At 33.5% G+C, this 15476-nt stretch carries 30 protein-coding genes; all 30 read left to right on the top strand.

Annotated features, from left to right (window positions below):
• Positions 1-8 precede the first annotated feature (8 nt).
• The 30 genes from rpsJ (at position 9) to carA (ending at position 15472) form a co-directional block, all read left to right on the top strand.
• Positions 9-314, top strand: a complete 306-nt coding sequence (gene rpsJ / locus ACEQT4_RS10860) for a 30S ribosomal protein S10 (RefSeq protein WP_010181931.1) — start codon at positions 9-11, stop codon at positions 312-314.
• A gap of 147 nt (positions 315-461) precedes the next feature.
• A complete protein-coding gene (gene rplC / locus ACEQT4_RS10855) occupies positions 462-1079 on the top strand; it encodes a 50S ribosomal protein L3 (RefSeq protein WP_027880213.1) in 618 nt (205 codons plus the stop codon).
• Positions 1079-1708: a 50S ribosomal protein L4 gene (gene rplD, locus ACEQT4_RS10850; protein WP_027880212.1), complete on the top strand. Its 630-nt coding sequence runs from the start codon at positions 1079-1081 to the stop codon at positions 1706-1708. The genes rplC and rplD overlap by 1 nt, the downstream gene beginning before the upstream one ends.
• An 8-nt stretch (positions 1709-1716) precedes the next feature.
• Positions 1717-2007 (top strand): 50S ribosomal protein L23, encoded by a 291-nt coding sequence (gene rplW, locus ACEQT4_RS10845; RefSeq protein WP_027880211.1) that lies wholly within the window; start codon positions 1717-1719, stop codon positions 2005-2007.
• A 10-nt stretch (positions 2008-2017) separates the two neighbouring features.
• Positions 2018-2842, top strand: coding sequence for a 50S ribosomal protein L2 (gene rplB / locus ACEQT4_RS10840; protein ID WP_027880210.1), 825 nt, complete (start codon positions 2018-2020; stop codon positions 2840-2842).
• Positions 2843-2848: 6 nt separating this feature from the next.
• On the top strand, positions 2849-3127 hold the full coding sequence (gene rpsS / locus ACEQT4_RS10835; RefSeq protein WP_027880209.1) for a 30S ribosomal protein S19: 279 nt from the start codon (positions 2849-2851) through the stop codon (positions 3125-3127).
• Positions 3128-3130: 3 nt separating this feature from the next.
• A complete protein-coding gene (rplV, locus tag ACEQT4_RS10830) occupies positions 3131-3538 on the top strand; it encodes a 50S ribosomal protein L22 (RefSeq protein WP_370227631.1) in 408 nt (135 codons plus the stop codon).
• Positions 3539-3545: 7 nt separating this feature from the next.
• Positions 3546-4265, top strand: coding sequence for a 30S ribosomal protein S3 (gene rpsC / locus ACEQT4_RS10825; protein ID WP_027880207.1), 720 nt, complete (start codon positions 3546-3548; stop codon positions 4263-4265).
• A 20-nt stretch (positions 4266-4285) separates the two neighbouring features.
• Positions 4286-4705, top strand: coding sequence for a 50S ribosomal protein L16 (gene rplP, locus ACEQT4_RS10820; RefSeq protein WP_027880206.1), 420 nt, complete (start codon positions 4286-4288; stop codon positions 4703-4705).
• Positions 4706-4717: 12 nt separating this feature from the next.
• On the top strand, positions 4718-4909 hold the full coding sequence (gene rpmC / locus ACEQT4_RS10815; protein ID WP_027880205.1) for a 50S ribosomal protein L29: 192 nt from the start codon (positions 4718-4720) through the stop codon (positions 4907-4909).
• Positions 4910-4921: 12 nt separating this feature from the next.
• Positions 4922-5179, top strand: a complete 258-nt coding sequence (gene rpsQ / locus ACEQT4_RS10810; RefSeq protein ID WP_027880204.1) for a 30S ribosomal protein S17 — start codon at positions 4922-4924, stop codon at positions 5177-5179.
• 2 nt (positions 5180-5181) lie between these two features.
• A complete protein-coding gene (gene rplN / locus ACEQT4_RS10805) occupies positions 5182-5550 on the top strand; it encodes a 50S ribosomal protein L14 (protein ID WP_027880203.1) in 369 nt (122 codons plus the stop codon).
• Between the two features lie 12 nt (positions 5551-5562).
• Positions 5563-5874, top strand: coding sequence for a 50S ribosomal protein L24 (gene rplX / locus ACEQT4_RS10800; protein ID WP_027880202.1), 312 nt, complete (start codon positions 5563-5565; stop codon positions 5872-5874).
• 2 nt (positions 5875-5876) lie between these two features.
• Positions 5877-6428: a 50S ribosomal protein L5 gene (rplE, locus tag ACEQT4_RS10795; RefSeq protein ID WP_027880201.1), complete on the top strand. Its 552-nt coding sequence runs from the start codon at positions 5877-5879 to the stop codon at positions 6426-6428.
• A 3-nt stretch (positions 6429-6431) separates the two neighbouring features.
• The gene (rpsN, locus tag ACEQT4_RS10790) at positions 6432-6701 is read left to right on the top strand and encodes a 30S ribosomal protein S14 (protein WP_027880200.1); all 270 of its coding nucleotides are present in this window, start codon (positions 6432-6434) and stop codon (positions 6699-6701) included.
• A 63-nt stretch (positions 6702-6764) separates the two neighbouring features.
• A complete protein-coding gene (gene rpsH / locus ACEQT4_RS10785) occupies positions 6765-7163 on the top strand; it encodes a 30S ribosomal protein S8 (protein ID WP_027880199.1) in 399 nt (132 codons plus the stop codon).
• Positions 7164-7182: 19 nt separating this feature from the next.
• On the top strand, positions 7183-7725 hold the full coding sequence (rplF, locus tag ACEQT4_RS10780; protein WP_027880198.1) for a 50S ribosomal protein L6: 543 nt from the start codon (positions 7183-7185) through the stop codon (positions 7723-7725).
• 10 nt (positions 7726-7735) lie between these two features.
• Entirely contained in the window at positions 7736-8092 is a 357-nt protein-coding gene (rplR, locus tag ACEQT4_RS10775) for a 50S ribosomal protein L18 (protein WP_027880197.1), read from the top strand.
• A 6-nt stretch (positions 8093-8098) separates the two neighbouring features.
• The gene (gene rpsE / locus ACEQT4_RS10770; protein WP_027880196.1) at positions 8099-8623 is read left to right on the top strand and encodes a 30S ribosomal protein S5; all 525 of its coding nucleotides are present in this window, start codon (positions 8099-8101) and stop codon (positions 8621-8623) included.
• Between the two features lie 11 nt (positions 8624-8634).
• Positions 8635-8817 carry a 50S ribosomal protein L30 gene (rpmD, locus tag ACEQT4_RS10765; RefSeq protein WP_027880195.1) on the top strand — a complete coding sequence of 61 codons (183 nt, stop codon included), beginning with the start codon at positions 8635-8637 and terminating at the stop codon, positions 8815-8817.
• Positions 8818-8829: 12 nt separating this feature from the next.
• On the top strand, positions 8830-9282 hold the full coding sequence (gene rplO, locus ACEQT4_RS10760) for a 50S ribosomal protein L15 (protein ID WP_027880194.1): 453 nt from the start codon (positions 8830-8832) through the stop codon (positions 9280-9282).
• A 13-nt stretch (positions 9283-9295) separates the two neighbouring features.
• A complete protein-coding gene (secY, locus tag ACEQT4_RS10755; protein ID WP_370227625.1) occupies positions 9296-10645 on the top strand; it encodes a preprotein translocase subunit SecY in 1350 nt (449 codons plus the stop codon).
• Between the two features lie 10 nt (positions 10646-10655).
• Entirely contained in the window at positions 10656-10871 is a 216-nt protein-coding gene (gene infA, locus ACEQT4_RS10750; protein WP_007094967.1) for a translation initiation factor IF-1, read from the top strand.
• 4 nt (positions 10872-10875) lie between these two features.
• Complete coding sequence (ykgO, locus tag ACEQT4_RS10745; protein ID WP_010519235.1) at positions 10876-10992, top strand: type B 50S ribosomal protein L36; 117 nt, start codon at positions 10876-10878, stop codon at positions 10990-10992.
• 2 nt (positions 10993-10994) lie between these two features.
• Positions 10995-11366 carry a 30S ribosomal protein S13 gene (gene rpsM, locus ACEQT4_RS10740; RefSeq protein WP_027880192.1) on the top strand — a complete coding sequence of 124 codons (372 nt, stop codon included), beginning with the start codon at positions 10995-10997 and terminating at the stop codon, positions 11364-11366.
• A 107-nt stretch (positions 11367-11473) separates the two neighbouring features.
• Positions 11474-11866 carry a 30S ribosomal protein S11 gene (rpsK, locus tag ACEQT4_RS10735; RefSeq protein WP_027880191.1) on the top strand — a complete coding sequence of 131 codons (393 nt, stop codon included), beginning with the start codon at positions 11474-11476 and terminating at the stop codon, positions 11864-11866.
• 189 nt (positions 11867-12055) lie between these two features.
• Entirely contained in the window at positions 12056-12661 is a 606-nt protein-coding gene (gene rpsD / locus ACEQT4_RS10730; protein WP_027880190.1) for a 30S ribosomal protein S4, read from the top strand.
• Between the two features lie 93 nt (positions 12662-12754).
• Complete coding sequence (locus tag ACEQT4_RS10725; RefSeq protein ID WP_027880189.1) at positions 12755-13747, top strand: DNA-directed RNA polymerase subunit alpha; 993 nt, start codon at positions 12755-12757, stop codon at positions 13745-13747.
• Between the two features lie 60 nt (positions 13748-13807).
• A complete protein-coding gene (gene rplQ / locus ACEQT4_RS10720) occupies positions 13808-14278 on the top strand; it encodes a 50S ribosomal protein L17 (RefSeq protein WP_027880188.1) in 471 nt (156 codons plus the stop codon).
• Between the two features lie 87 nt (positions 14279-14365).
• Positions 14366-15472 (top strand): glutamine-hydrolyzing carbamoyl-phosphate synthase small subunit, encoded by a 1107-nt coding sequence (gene carA, locus ACEQT4_RS10715; RefSeq protein ID WP_370227620.1) that lies wholly within the window; start codon positions 14366-14368, stop codon positions 15470-15472.
• Positions 15473-15476: the final 4 nt, after the last annotated feature.

The raw sequence follows: 15476 nt of genomic DNA, 5'->3' as shown, positions 1-15476 counted from the left end.
TTAAGAAAATGAGTCAAAAAATCAGAATAAAATTAAAGTCTTACGATCACAATTTAGTAGACAAGTCTGCTGAAAAGATTGTAAAAACAGTAAAAAGTACTGGTGCTGTAGTAACTGGACCAATTCCATTACCAACACACAAAAAGATTTTCACTGTATTACGTTCACCACACGTAAATAAGAAGTCAAGAGAACAATTTCAATTAAGCTCTTACAAGAGACTATTAGATATTTACTCTTCATCTTCTAAGACAATTGATGCTTTAATGAAGCTTGAATTACCAAGTGGAGTTGAAGTTGAAATCAAAGTGTAAGTAAGATTAAAATTCGTTTAAGGAATTTAAACGAAACATGTCCGGAGCTGCGAGCGAAGGAAAAACGGTAAAAAATACAATTCAAGGCTGAAACGTATTTTTCAGCCTTGAATTTTAATAAATAAATTAATAAATAAATAAATAAATATGTCTGGGTTAATTGGAAAAAAGATCGGTATGACAAGCATCTTTGATGAAAATGGAAAAAACATTCCATGTACAGTAATCGAAGCTGGACCATGTATCGTTACCCAAGTCAGAACTGAAGAAGTTGATGGCTACAATGCTGTACAATTAGGTTTCGATGACGCGACAGAAAAAAGTGCTACAAAAGCAGACTTAGGTCACGCTAAAAAAGCAGGTACTTCTGTAAAACGCAAACTTGTCGAATTTAAAGGTTTTGAGGAGGAGTACAAATTAGGTGATGCAATCACTGTAGATCACTTCGCTGAAGGTGAGTTTGTTGATGTTTCAGGGACATCAAAAGGAAAAGGATTTCAAGGAGTTGTTAAACGTCATGGTTTTGGCGGAGTAGGACAAGCTACTCATGGTCAACATAACCGTTTAAGAGCACCAGGATCTATTGGTGCTGCATCTTATCCTGCAAGAGTATTCAAAGGAATGCGTATGGCAGGTCGTATGGGTGGAGACTCAATTAAAGTTGAAAATTTAAGAGTTTTAAAAGTAGTTCCAGAAAAGAACTTACTTGTTGTTAAAGGTTGTGTACCTGGACACAAAAACGCTTATGTAATTATCAGAAAGTAATGAAAGTAGCAGTTTTAGATATAAACGGAAAAGAAACAGGAAGAAAGGCAGACCTTTCTGATGGTGTTTTTGCTATAGAGCCTAACAATCATGCTGTATATTTAGATGTAAAGCAATACCTAGCAAATCAAAGACAAGGTACGCATAAGTCTAAAGAAAGAGCAGAAATTGCAGGAAGTACTCGTAAAATTAAAAAGCAAAAGGGTACTGGTACTGCCAGAGCTGGTAGTATCAAATCAGGAGTGTTTAAAGGAGGAGGACGTATGTTCGGACCAAGACCAAGAAACTACTCTTTTAAATTAAATAAAAACTTAAAGCGTTTAGCGCGTAAGTCTGCATTAAGTATTAAGGCAAACGAGAAATCAATTATAGTTTTAGAAGACTTTAATTTTGACACTCCAAAGACTAAAAACTTTACAGCAATTTTAAACGCATTAAACCTACAAGATAAAAAATCATTGTTTGTCTTGGGTGCGTCAAATAATAACGTATATTTGTCGTCACGTAATTTAAAAGGGTCTGAAGTTGTAACTTCTTCAGAATTAAACACTTATAAAATACTAAATGCAAATCAAGTTGTCCTTTTAGAGGGTTCTTTAGAAGGAATTGAGTCGAACTTAAGTAAATAAGAAACAAAATGAGTATCTTAATTAAACCTATAATCACAGAAAAAGCAACTGCAAACAGTGAATTAAATAACTGTTACAGTTTCTTCGTGAACACAAAGGCGAACAAGGTAGAAATTAAAAAAGCAGTAGAAGCTGCTTATGGCGTTTCTGTAGAAAAAGTTCGTACTATAAATGTCCGTCCAGATAGAAATACTAAGTATACAAAAACTGGTATTCAACATGGTAAAACAAATGCAATGAAAAAAGCAATTGTACAACTGGCGGAAGGTGAAATGATTGATTTATACACTAACATGTAATTAAAGACAAATGTCAGTAAGAAAATTAAAACCAATCACACCAGGTCAGCGATTTAGAGTAGTAAACGGGTTTGACGCCGTTACTACTGACAAGCCGGAGAAAAGTTTATTAGCTCCGAAAAAAAGATCAGGTGGTAGAAACAGTCAAGGACGTATGACTATGCGCTACAAAGGTGGTGGCCATAAAAGAAGGTATCGTATTATCGATTTTAAAAGAACTAAAGTAGGTGTTCCTGCTGAAGTTGCTTCGATTCAATACGATCCAAACAGAACAGCGTTTATTGCTTTATTAAACTATCAAGATGGTGAAAAAGCATATATTATTGCTCAAAATGGATTAAAAGTTGGGCAAACTGTTGTTTCTGGTGAAACTGCATCTCCTGAAATTGGAAATGCTATGCCATTAGCTAATATACCATTAGGTACAATTATTTCTTGTGTAGAGTTAAGACCTGGTCAAGGTGCTGTTATGGCACGTAGTGCTGGTGCTTTTGCACAATTAATGGCAAAGGATGGTAAATTTGTTACGATCAAATTACCTTCAGGAGAAACTAGATTAATCTTGTCTACATGTATGGCTACAATTGGAGCTGTATCTAACTCAGATCATCAATTGTTAGTTTCTGGTAAAGCAGGACGTAGTAGATGGTTAGGAAGACGTCCAAGAACAAGACCTGTAGTTATGAACCCAGTTGATCATCCAATGGGAGGTGGTGAAGGTAAGTCTGCAGGTGGACATCCACGTTCTAGAAACGGTGTACCTGCTAAAGGTTACAGAACCCGTTCTAAAACAAAAGCAAGTAACAAGTACATTGTAGAACGTAGAAAGAAATAATAAGACATGGCAAGATCATTAAAAAAAGGACCTTACGTTCATTATAAATTAGAAAAGAAAGTAGCTGCTAATGTAGAAGCTAACAAAAAAACAGTAATCAAAACATGGTCAAGAGCTAGTATGATTACACCTGATTTTGTTGGTCAAACAATCGCAGTACACAACGGTCGTCAGTTTGTTCCAGTTTATGTTACAGAAAACATGGTTGGACATAAATTAGGAGAATTTTCACCAACAAGATCTTTTAGAGGACATGCTGGTGCTAAAAATAAAGGAAAAAAGTAAGCTATGGGAAGTCGTAAAAAACAAATGGCAGACGCTATTAAGGAAGCAAAAAAGCAAGTAGCTTTTGCAAAGCTTAATAACTGTCCTACGTCACCAAGAAAAATGCGTTTAGTTGCTGATTTAGTTAGAGGTGAACGCGTAGAAAAAGCACTTAATATTTTAAAGTTTAGCCAAAAAGAAGCTTCAAATCGTTTAGAAAAATTATTATTATCTGCGATAGCTAACTGGCAAGCAAAAAATGAAGATGCTAGTATAGAAGATGCTGAACTTTTTGTTCAAGAGATAAGAGTTGATGGTGGATCTATGTTAAAAAGATTAAGACCAGCTCCTCAAGGACGTGCACACAGAATAAGAAAACGCTCAAACCACGTAACAATCGTAGTAGGAGCTAACAATAATACACAAAGCTAAGATAGATATGGGACAAAAAACAAATCCAATCGGAAATCGCTTAGGAATTATCAGAGGATGGGAATCTAACTGGTACGGAGGAAACGATTATGGTGATAAACTTGCCGAAGACGATAAGATAAGAAAGTATGTTTATGCTCGTTTATCTAAAGCTAGTGTATCAAGAGTAATTATCGAAAGAACTCTTAAACTTGTAACCGTTACTATCACTACTGCTAGACCTGGTATTATTATCGGTAAAGGTGGTCAAGAGGTAGACAAGTTAAAAGAAGAGCTTAAGAAAATTACTGGTAAAGAAGTTCAGATTAATATTTTTGAAATAAAAAGACCTGAACTAGATGCGTTTTTAGTTGCATCAAGTATTGCTCGCCAAATAGAAAATCGTATTTCTTACAGAAGAGCAATTAAAATGGCTATTGCTGCAACAATGCGTATGAATGCAGAAGGAATTAAAGTTCAAATTAGTGGTCGTTTAAACGGTGCTGAAATGGCACGTTCAGAACATTACAAAGAAGGACGTATTCCTTTATCAACTTTTAGAGCCGATATTGACTATGCTTTAGTTGAAGCACACACTACTTATGGTAGATTAGGTGTTAAGGTATGGATCATGAAAGGTGAAGTATATGGAAAAAGAGAACTTTCTCCTCTTGTTGGATTATCTAAGAAGCAAGGAAAAGGTGGTCGTGGTGGAAAGAGAGATAATAAATCACGTCGTAGAAAGTAATTTTTTAAAGCAAAGAAAAAATGTTACAGCCTAAAAGAACAAAATTTAGAAAACAACAAAAGGGACGTATGAAAGGTAACTCTGGAAGAGGTCACCAATTATCTTACGGAACTTTTGGAATAAAATCATTAGATTCTAACTTTCTAACTTCACGTCAAATTGAAGCAGCTCGTATTGCAGCTACTCGTTACATGAAAAGAGAAGGGCAATTATGGATTAAAATATTTCCAGACAAGCCTATTACAAAGAAACCTCTTGAAGTACGTATGGGTAAAGGTAAAGGTGCTGTAGAATATTGGGCGGCTGTTGTTAAACCAGGAAGAATCTTATTTGAAGTTGGAGGTGTGCCTTTAGACGTTGCTAAAGAAGCATTAAGACTTGCAGCTCAAAAATTACCAGTAAAAACTAAGTTTGTAATCGCTAGAGATTACGAAGCATAATTAATTAATATTATGAAACAGTCAGAAATTAAAGAATTATCTGTAGCTGAGTTACAAGAGAAACTTAGTGAAACAAAAAAGAGCTATGTAGATTTAAAAATGGCTCATGCAGTCTCTCCTTTAGAGAATCCTATTCAATTACGTTCAGTAAGACGTGATGTTGCTAGAATAGCTACGGAATTAACTAAAAGAGATTTAAAATAATTCTGCTTAAAGATGGAAAATAGAAATTTAAGAAAAGAGCGTATAGGTGTAGTTACTAGTAACAAAATGCAGAAATCAATAGTGGTTTCTGAGGTTAAAAAAGTAAAACACCCAATGTACGGAAAGTTCGTATTAAAGACTAAAAAATACGTAGCACACGACGAGACAAATGATTGTAACATTGGTGATACTGTAAAGATCATGGAAACAAGACCTTTAAGTAAATCTAAATGTTGGAGATTAGTTGAAATAATTGAAAGAGCGAAGTAATTATGGTACAACAAGAATCAAGATTAAAAGTAGCAGACAACACTGGAGCAAAAGAAGTATTAACTATTCGTGTTCTAGGTGGTACTAAAAGAAGATATGCTTCTGTAGGAGACAAAATTGTCGTTTCAGTAAAAGATGCAACTCCTAACGGAAACGTTAAAAAAGGAGCTGTTTCTACTGCAGTAGTTGTTCGTACCAAAAAAGAAGTTAGACGTCCAGATGGATCATATATTAGATTTGACGATAACGCATGTGTTTTATTAAATCCAACAGGAGAAATGAGAGGAACACGTGTATTTGGACCTGTAGCTAGAGAACTTCGTGATAAACAATTCATGAAAATTGTATCATTAGCACCAGAGGTGCTTTAATTGATAAATAAGATGGCAAAGCTTAAAATAAAAACAGGAGATACCGTAAAAGTTATAGCAGGTGATCATAAAGGATCTGAAGGTACAGTACAAAAAGTGCTTATCGAAAAAAACAAAGCTATAGTAGAAGGCGTGAACATGGTTAAGAAACATACTAAACCAAGTGCACAAAACCCTCAAGGTGGTATTGTAGAAAAAGAAGCACCAATTAACATTTCAAACTTATCATTGTTAACTTCTAAAGGAGAAACAACTAGAGTAGGTTATAGAATGGAAGGTGATAAAAAAGTAAGATTTTCTAAAAAATCTAATGAAGTATTATAGTTATGGGATATTCACCGAGACTAAAAGAAGAGTATAAAAGCAAAGTAATTGCAGCTCTTACAGAAGAATTTGGATATAGTAACGTTATGCAAGTACCAAAGCTAGAAAAAATAGTGCTTTCTAGAGGTGTTGGTGCTGCAGTAGCAGATAAAAAATTAGTAGACCACGCAGTAGAAGAATTAACAACTATTACTGGTCAAAAAGCTGTTGCTACTATGTCTAAAAAGGATGTTGCGTCTTTCAAATTACGTAAAGGAATGCCAATCGGAGCAAAAGTTACTTTACGTGGAGAAAGAATGTATGAGTTTTTAGATCGTTTAATCACTACTGCGTTACCACGTGTAAGAGATTTTAACGGAATTAAAGCTACAGGTTTTGACGGAAGAGGTAACTACAACCTAGGAGTTACTGAACAAATTATATTTCCAGAAATAAATATCGATAAAGTTAATAAAATTGACGGAATGGATATTACATTTGTAACTTCTGCTGAAACTGATAAAGAAGCAAAATCATTATTAACAGAATTAGGATTGCCTTTTCAAAAAAACTAAATTATGGCTAAAGAATCAATGAAAGCCCGTGAGGTTAAAAGAGCAAAAACAGTAGCTAAATATGCTGAGAAACGTAAAGCTTTAAAAGAAGCTGGAGATTACGAAGCATTACAAAAGTTACCAAAAAATGCATCTCCGGTTCGTATGCACAATAGATGTAAACTAACAGGAAGACCAAAAGGATATATGCGTACTTTTGGTATCTCTCGTGTAATGTTTAGAGAAATGGCAAACAAAGGTTTAATACCAGGTGTTAAAAAAGCAAGTTGGTAAAATTATTATAAATTGGATTAAGGTTTGCAATAGTGCAAAAACCAAGTCCGCAAATTAATACATATGTATACAGATCCAATAGCAGATTATTTAACTAGAATTAGAAACGCTGTGCGTGCTAATCATAGAGTAGTTGAAATACCTGCTTCAAATTTAAAAAAGGATATAACTAAAATATTATTCGATCAAGGATATATTTTAAGTTATAAATTTGATGACTCTTCAGTACAAGGAACTATCAAGATAGCTCTTAAGTACAATAAAGAGACAAAAGAGCCAGTAATTAGAAAAATTCAAAGAATTAGTAAACCTGGTTTACGTAAGTACTCAGGTTCTAAAGAAATGCCAAGAATTCTTAACGGTTTAGGTATTGCAATTGTTTCTACTTCTCACGGAGTAATGACAGGTAAACAAGCCCAAAGAGAGAATGTAGGTGGCGAAGTTTTATGTTACGTTTACTAATTAAAAATCCAGAAAGAAAATGTCAAGAATAGGAAATAATCCAGTTGCCATTCCAGAAGGAGTAACTGTAACAGTAAAAGATAATACAATTACGGTAAAAGGAAAATTAGGGGAATTAACTCAAGATTTTGATACTGTAGAAGTAAAAGTAGAAGAAGGAAACGTATTAGTAACACGTTCTGCAGAAACTAAACAACATAAAGCTAAGCACGGTTTATACCGTTCTTTGATCAATAATATGATTGAAGGAGTATCTAAAGGATGGACTAAAGAACTAGAGTTAGTCGGAGTAGGATACAGAGCAAGTAACCAAGGTAATGTTTTAGAATTAGCCTTAGGTTTTTCTCACAATATAGTGATGAGTTTAGCACCAGAAATTAAAGTTGAAACAGTTTCTGAAAAAGGTAAAAATCCAATTATTAAACTTTCATCTTTTGATAAGCAATTAGTAGGTCAAGTAGCTGCTAAGATCAGAGGATTTAGAAAGCCTGAACCATATAAAGGAAAAGGTATTAAGTTTGTTGGAGAAGAATTAAGAAGAAAAGCTGGTAAATCAGCATAATAATTTAGTTATGGCGTTAACAAAATCACAAAGAAGATCAAGAATAAAAAGCAGAATTCGTAAGATTGTTTCTGGTACAGAAGCAAGACCGAGATTATCTGTTTTCAGAAGTAATAAAGAAATTTATGCTCAAATAGTAGATGACGTTACAGGTAAAACACTAGTAGCTGCATCTTCAAGAGATAAAGATATTAGTTCTTCAAAAGGTAATAAAGTAGAAATAGCTGCATTAGTAGGTAAGTCTATCGCTGAAAAAGCCTTAAAGGCTGGTGTTGAAACTATTTCTTTTGATAGAGGTGGTTATTTATATCACGGAAGAGTAAAATCATTAGCTGAAGGAGCTAGAGAAGGAGGACTTAAATTCTAAGAAATTATGTATCAAAAATACAAAAGCGCAGAGTTAGTAAAACCAAGTGGATTAGATCTTAAAGATCGTTTAGTTGGAGTGCAAAGAGTTACTAAAGTAACTAAAGGAGGTAGAGCATTTGGATTTTCAGCAATCGTTGTGGTTGGTGATGAAGCAGGTGTAGTAGGACATGGTCTAGGTAAATCAAAAGATGTTGCTAGTGCAATAGCAAAAGCAATAGAAGATGCTAAGAAAAATTTAGTACGTATACCTATATCAAAAGGAACATTACCTCACGAACAAAAAGGTAAATATGGTGGTGCAAGAGTAAACATTATACCTGCAGCTCCTGGTACAGGAGTAATTGCTGGAGGAGCTGTTAGAACAGTTTTAGAAGCAGTAGGTGTACACGATGTATTATCTAAGTCTCAAGGATCATCAAACCCACACAATGTAGTAAAAGCTACTTTTGATGCTTTATTACAATTAAGAGACCCACAATCGATTGCTCGTGAAAGAGGAATCTCTTTAGAAAAAGTTTTTAACGGTTAATCAAAACAGAAATGTCTAAGATAAAAGTAAAAAAAGTTAAAAGCGCAATCAATAGAACTCAAAGACAAAAGAGAACTTTAGAAGCTCTTGGTCTTAAAAAGATTGGGCAAGTTGTAGAGCACGAGGCTACTCCTAATATCTTAGGAATGGTAGCAAAAGTAAATCACTTAGTTTCTGTAGAAGAAATTAAATAATAATACTGAAAAATGGATTTAAGTAATTTAAAACCTGCAGAAGGTTCAGTTAAAGGTCAAGGAAAAAGAGTAGGTAGAGGTCAAGGTTCTGGTAAAGGTGGTACTGCAACACGTGGACACAAAGGAGCTAAATCTAGATCAGGATACTCTAAAAAAGTAGGTTTCGAAGGAGGGCAAATGCCAATCCAACGTAGAGTGCCTAAGTTTGGCTTTACTAACATAAATCGTAAAGAGTATCAAGGAGTTAACCTTGACACTATCCAACAATTAGTTGACGATAAGAAAATTAATGATACTTTAGATTTTGAAACACTTGTAAGTTTAGGACTAGTTGGTAAAAACGAATTAGTTAAAATCTTAGGAAGAGGTGAATTAAAATCAAAGTTAAACGTAACAGCTCATAAATTTACTGCTACTGCTAAAGCTGCTATCGAAGCTGCAGGAGGAGAAGCTGTAACTTTATAAGAATTATAGACGCATGAAATTTATAGAGACATTAAAAAATGTTTGGAAAATCGAAGAACTAAGAAACAGAATCGTCGTTACTGTTGGTTTGTTATTAGTTTATAGATTTGGAGCACAAGTGGTATTACCAGGTATTGATGCTGCCCAGTTATCTAACTTACAAACTGAAACTAGTGAAGGTTTATTTGGATTATTAAATGCCTTTACTGGTGGAGCTTTTGCAAATGCATCAGTTTTTGCTCTAGGAATCATGCCTTACATTTCAGCCTCTATTGTAGTTCAATTAATGGGAATAGCTATTCCTTACTTACAAAAACTACAAAAAGAAGGTGCAAGCGGACAAAAGAAAATAACACAAATAACAAGATGGTTAACTATAGCAATATGCTTAGTACAAGCACCAGGTTATTTAGCTAGTTTAGGTCCAGTGTTTGGTATTCCAAATTCAGCATTTTTATTAGGACAAGGAGGAATGTTTTATGTTTCTTCTATAGTAATCTTAGTTACAGGTACAATTTTTGCTATGTGGTTAGGTGAAAAAATTACTGACAAAGGAATTGGTAATGGTATATCGTTATTAATTATGGTTGGTATTATTGCTACCTTACCTAAAGCATTTTTACAAAATGCTGCTTCAAGATTACAAGATGGTAATAACGTAATGATGATTTTATTTGAAGTTGTCATATGGTTTGCTATCATCTTATTATCAATCTTGCTTGTAATGGCAGTACGTAAAATAGCAGTACAATACGCAAGAAGAACAGCATCTGGTGGTTATGAAAAGAATGTATTTGGGTCAAGACAATACATTCCATTAAAGCTTAACGCTTCAGGTGTAATGCCAATCATATTTGCTCAAGCAATTATGTTTGTTCCAGGACTTATTGGTAAATCTTCTTTCTTAGAAGATACATCGGCAGGTTTGTGGTTACAAACTAATTTCTCTGATATATTTGGTTTTTGGTACAATTTAGTATTTGCATTATTAATTATCATATTCACGTATTTTTATACTGCAATTACAGTACCTACTAACAAAATGGCTGATGATTTAAAACGAAGCGGTGGTTTTATACCAGGTATTCGTCCAGGATCAGAAACATCAGAGTACCTAGACAAGATAATGTCTCAAATAACGTTACCAGGTTCAATATTCTTAGCTTTAATAGCTGTGTTCCCAGCATTTATAGTTAAGTTAATGGGTGTACAACAAGGATGGGCATTATTTTTTGGAGGTACATCATTATTAATTATGGTTGGAGTTGCAATCGATACTATGCAACAAGTAAATTCTTACTTGTTAAATAGACATTACGATGGCTTGATGAAAACAGGTAAAAACAGAAAAGCAGTAGCTTAATATTTTTAACATGGCAAAACAAGCAGCAATAGAACAAGACGGAACAATTATAGAAGCATTATCTAATGCTATGTTCCGAGTAGAATTAGAAAATGGTCACATTGTGACTGCGCATATTTCTGGTAAAATGCGTATGCATTACATTAAACTTTTACCAGGAGATAAAGTAAAATTAGAAATGAGTCCTTACGATTTAACTAAGGCTCGTATAACTTATAGATACTAATACGATGAAAGTAAGAGCATCAATTAAAAAAAGAAGCGCAGATTGTAAAATAGTGCGCAGAAAAGGTAGACTTTACGTCATTAATAAAAAGAATCCTAGATTCAAACAAAGACAAGGGTAATTATGGCAAGAATTGCAGGAGTAGACATACCAAAACAGAAAAGAGGAGTAATCTCTTTAACTTATATCTACGGAGTAGGTAAAAGTAGAGCAAAAGAAATTTTAGCAGCTGCTAAAGTAGACGAAAGCATCAAAGTACAAGACTGGACAGATGATCAAATCGGAGCAATCCGTGACGCTGTTGGTAACTATACTATTGAAGGTGAATTACGTTCTGAAACCCAATTAAACATTAAGCGATTAATGGATATAGGATGTTACAGAGGGATACGTCATAGAGCAGGTCTTCCATTAAGAGGACAACGTACTAAAAACAACTCTAGAACTAGAAAAGGTAGAAGAAAAACAGTTGCTAACAAGAAAAAAGCAAGCTAATAAACAATTTGGTCTTTAGTATTTAGACGTTGGAAGGAATCTGTTTGAAATTATAAAAGGTTTAGGATTCTAGCGACTATTAACTAAAAACAAAGAACAATAATAATATGGCAAAGAATAACGCTAAAAGTACAAAAAAACGTAAAGTTATTATTGATGCTGTAGGAGAAGCACACATCACAGCTTCTTTTAACAACATCATTATCTCACTTACAAACAAAAAAGGTGACGTAATTTCATGGTCATCTGCAGGTAAGATGGGCTTTAGAGGATCTAAAAAAAATACTCCTTATGCAGCGCAATTAGCAGCAGAAGATGCTTCAGGTGTAGCTAAAGAGGCTGGTTTAAAAAAGGTGAAAGTTTATGTGAAAGGTCCTGGTAATGGTAGAGAATCTGCTATCCGTTCTATTCACAATGCAGGTATCGAAGTAACAGAAATAATAGATGTTACTCCATTACCACACAACGGATGTCGTCCTCCTAAAAGAAGAAGAGTTTAATTACGTATAATAATTTACGTTATAAAACACATTATAAAATTAATATCATCTGTTTTTCAGATGGTATTAATTTTTTGCATAAATTTGCAAACTGAAAAAATTTAATAAACAAGTATAACAAGAGATTAACGATTATCGAAGGATAAGATTAAGACCTTAATTCATAATCACTCTTTAATTAATTTAAAAATGGCAAGATATACTGGTCCTAAAACTAAAATAGCTCGTAAATTTGGCGAAGCTATCTTCGGAGACGATAAAGCTTTCGAAAAAAGAAATTACCCTCCAGGACAACATGGAGCAAACAAAAGACGTGGTAAAAAATCTGAATATGCAATCCAATTAATGGAAAAGCAAAAAGCTAAATATACTTATGGTATTTTAGAAAAGCAATTCAGAAACATGTTTAAAAGAGCAACAGCAGCACCTGGAATTACAGGTGAAGTTTTATTACAATTGTGTGAGTCTAGATTAGATAACGTTGTATTTAGAATGGGTATCTCTCCTTCAAGAAGAGGAGCAAGACAATTAGTTTCTCACAGACATATTACTGTTAATGGTGAAGTAGTAAATATCCCTTCATACCAATTAAAAGCAGGAGATGTTGTTGCAGTAAGAGAAAAATCTAAATCACTTGAAGCTATAGAAAGATCACTTTCAAATTCAAGTAATGTATTTGAATGGATTACTTGGAATACAGAGAAAAAAGAAGGAACTTTTGTATCTGTACCTGCAAGAATTCAAATACCAGAAAATATTAACGAGCAATTCATCGTCGAATTATACTCAAAATAATAAATTAACATTGGTATTTAGCCAAAGGGTTTATTCGTATCTCTTCAAACTTATAAACCGCGCAACTAAATAACAATTAAAACGAAGAACAATATGGCAGTATTTAATTTTCAAAAACCTGATAAAGTAATCATGATTGATTCTACTGACTTCGAAGGTAAATTCGAATTCAGACCATTAGAACCAGGTTATGGTTTAACAGTTGGTAATGCTTTACGTAGAGTTTTACTTTCATCTTTAGAAGGTTTTGCAATAACATCAGTTAGAATAGAAGGTGTAGATCACGAATTTTCTACAATACCAGGTGTTGTTGAAGACGTAACAGAAATTATCTTAAACTTAAAACAAGTTCGTTTTAAGCGTCAAATAGAAGATGTAGATAATGAGTCTGTTTCAATTTCAATTTCTGGACAAGAACAAATCGTTGCTGGAGATTTTCAAAAATTTATTTCAGGATTTCAAGTATTAAACGCAGATCAAGTAATCTGTAACTTAGATCCAAAAGTAAATATTAACATGGAAATCACTATCGAAAAAGGTAGAGGTTATGTTCCTGCTGAAGAAAACAAAAAAGCTACAGCTCCTATAGGAACAATTTTTACAGATTCGATTTACACACCAATTAAAAATGTTAAATACAGCATTGAAAATTACCGTGTAGAGCAAAAAACGGATTATGAAAAATTAGTTTTCGAAATCCAAACTGATGGTTCTATAAATCCACAAGATGCTTTAACAGAAGCAGCTAAAACGTTAATTCACCACTTTATGTTATTCTCAGATGAGAGAATTACTTTAGAAGCTGATGAGATAGCTCAAACTGAAACGTATGATGAAGAATCACTTCATATGAGACAGTTGCTTAAAACTAAGTTAGTAGATATGGATTTATCTGTTCGTGCTCTTAACTGTTTAAAAGCTGCAGAAGTAGATACTTTAGGTGACTTGGTATCTTTCAATAAAAATGATTTAATGAAGTTCCGTAACTTTGGTAAAAAATCTTTAACAGAGCTTGAAGAGCTTGTTAATGTTAAAGGTCTTAACTTCGGTATGGATCTTTCAAAATACAAATTAGATAAAGACTAACACTTCATATTTTGCTCCTCAAAAAGGGTAGAGCAAGATGATGGTTAAAACAAAAATGTCATGAGACACGGAAAAAAAATAAACCACTTAGGTAGAAAAACAGCACATAGAAAATCTATGTTAGCTAACATGGCTTGTTCTTTAATAGAGCACAAGCGTATCAACACTACTGTTGCTAAAGCAAAAGCTTTAAAAGTTTTTGTAGAGCCAATGATTACAAAAGCTAAAGAAGATACTACTCATAATAGACGTATCGTTTTTAGTCGATTAAGACAAAAAGAGGCTGTTACAGAATTATTTAGAGAAGTAGCAACTAAAGTAGGAGACAGACCAGGTGGATATACGCGTATTATCAAATTAGGTAATCGTTTAGGAGATAACGCTGATATGGCAATGATCGAGTTAGTAGATTATAACGAAATTTATAATGCTGGTAACAAGCCTAAAAAATCAACAAGAAGAAGTAGACGTGGTGGTTCTAAACCAGCTGCAGCTAAAGTTGATAACACAGCAACTAACGAAGAAGAATAAATGTTAATAAGCATTTAACATATAAAGGATAATCTATTTTAGATTATCCTTTTTTTTATGCAATTTTGTGAAACCTTTATTATTACAATGAAATATCAAAAACTTAAAAAAGCACTTATCTTATTAGAAGACGGAACAATTTTTCATGGAAAAGCAGTAGGCAAAGAAGGCACTGCTTTTGGAGAAGTATGTTTTAATACCGGCATGACTGGTTATCAAGAAATATTTACAGATCCGTCTTACTATGGACAATTAATGGTAACAACCAATGCGCATATTGGTAATTACGGAGTTAATGATGAAGAAGTTGAATCTGACTCAATTAAAATATCAGGATTAATTTGTCGTAACTTTAGTTATGATTTTTCCCGAGTTAAAGCAGATGGATCATTAGAAGATTTTTTAAACAAACACAATCTTTTAGCAATTTCTGATGTAGATACACGAGCATTAGTTACATACATACGTGAAAACGGAGCGATGAATGCAGTTATTTCTACAGAAGTTGATAATGTTGAAGGCTTAAAAGAGCAACTATCAAAAGTGCCTTCAATGAATGGTTTAGAACTTGCCTCTAAAGTATCAACTAAAGAAGCATATTATGTAGGAGATGAAAATGCTCCTATAAAGATAGCTGCATTAGATATAGGAATAAAAAAGAACATCCTTCGTAATTTAGCAACACGTGGCGCATATATAAAAGTCTACCCTTTTGATAGTACTTTTAAAGATATGAGTGATTGGAATCCTGATGGCTATTTTTTATCAAATGGTCCTGGTGATCCAGAACCATTAAAAGGAGCAATTGAAGTAGCAAAACAAATTATAGATAATAATCTTCCTTTATTTGGAATTTGTTTAGGCCACCAAGTTATCGCTTTAGCTAACGGAATTTCTACTTACAAAATGCATCACGGTCATAGAGGTATAAATCACCCTATTATGAACCTAGAAACTGGTAAAGGAGAAATAACATCTCAAAACCATGGTTTTGCAGTAAATAGAGAAGAAGCAGAAGCACATCCAGACCTAGAAATTACACATGTACATCTTAATGACAATACAGTAGCAGGTTTAAAAATGAAATCTAAAAATGTTTTCTCTGTACAGTATCATCCAGAAGCTAGTCCAGGACCAAATGACTCTACATATCTTTTTGATCAATTCATAGAAAATATAAAATCAAACAAATAAAAAA

It is taken from the genome of Mesoflavibacter sp. (assembly GCF_964226795.1).
Lineage (GTDB): Bacteria > Bacteroidota > Bacteroidia > Flavobacteriales > Flavobacteriaceae > Mesoflavibacter > Mesoflavibacter zeaxanthinifaciens.
Note: the sequence above shows the minus strand (reverse complement) of the source record. Positions and strands in the feature narration are given on the sequence as shown.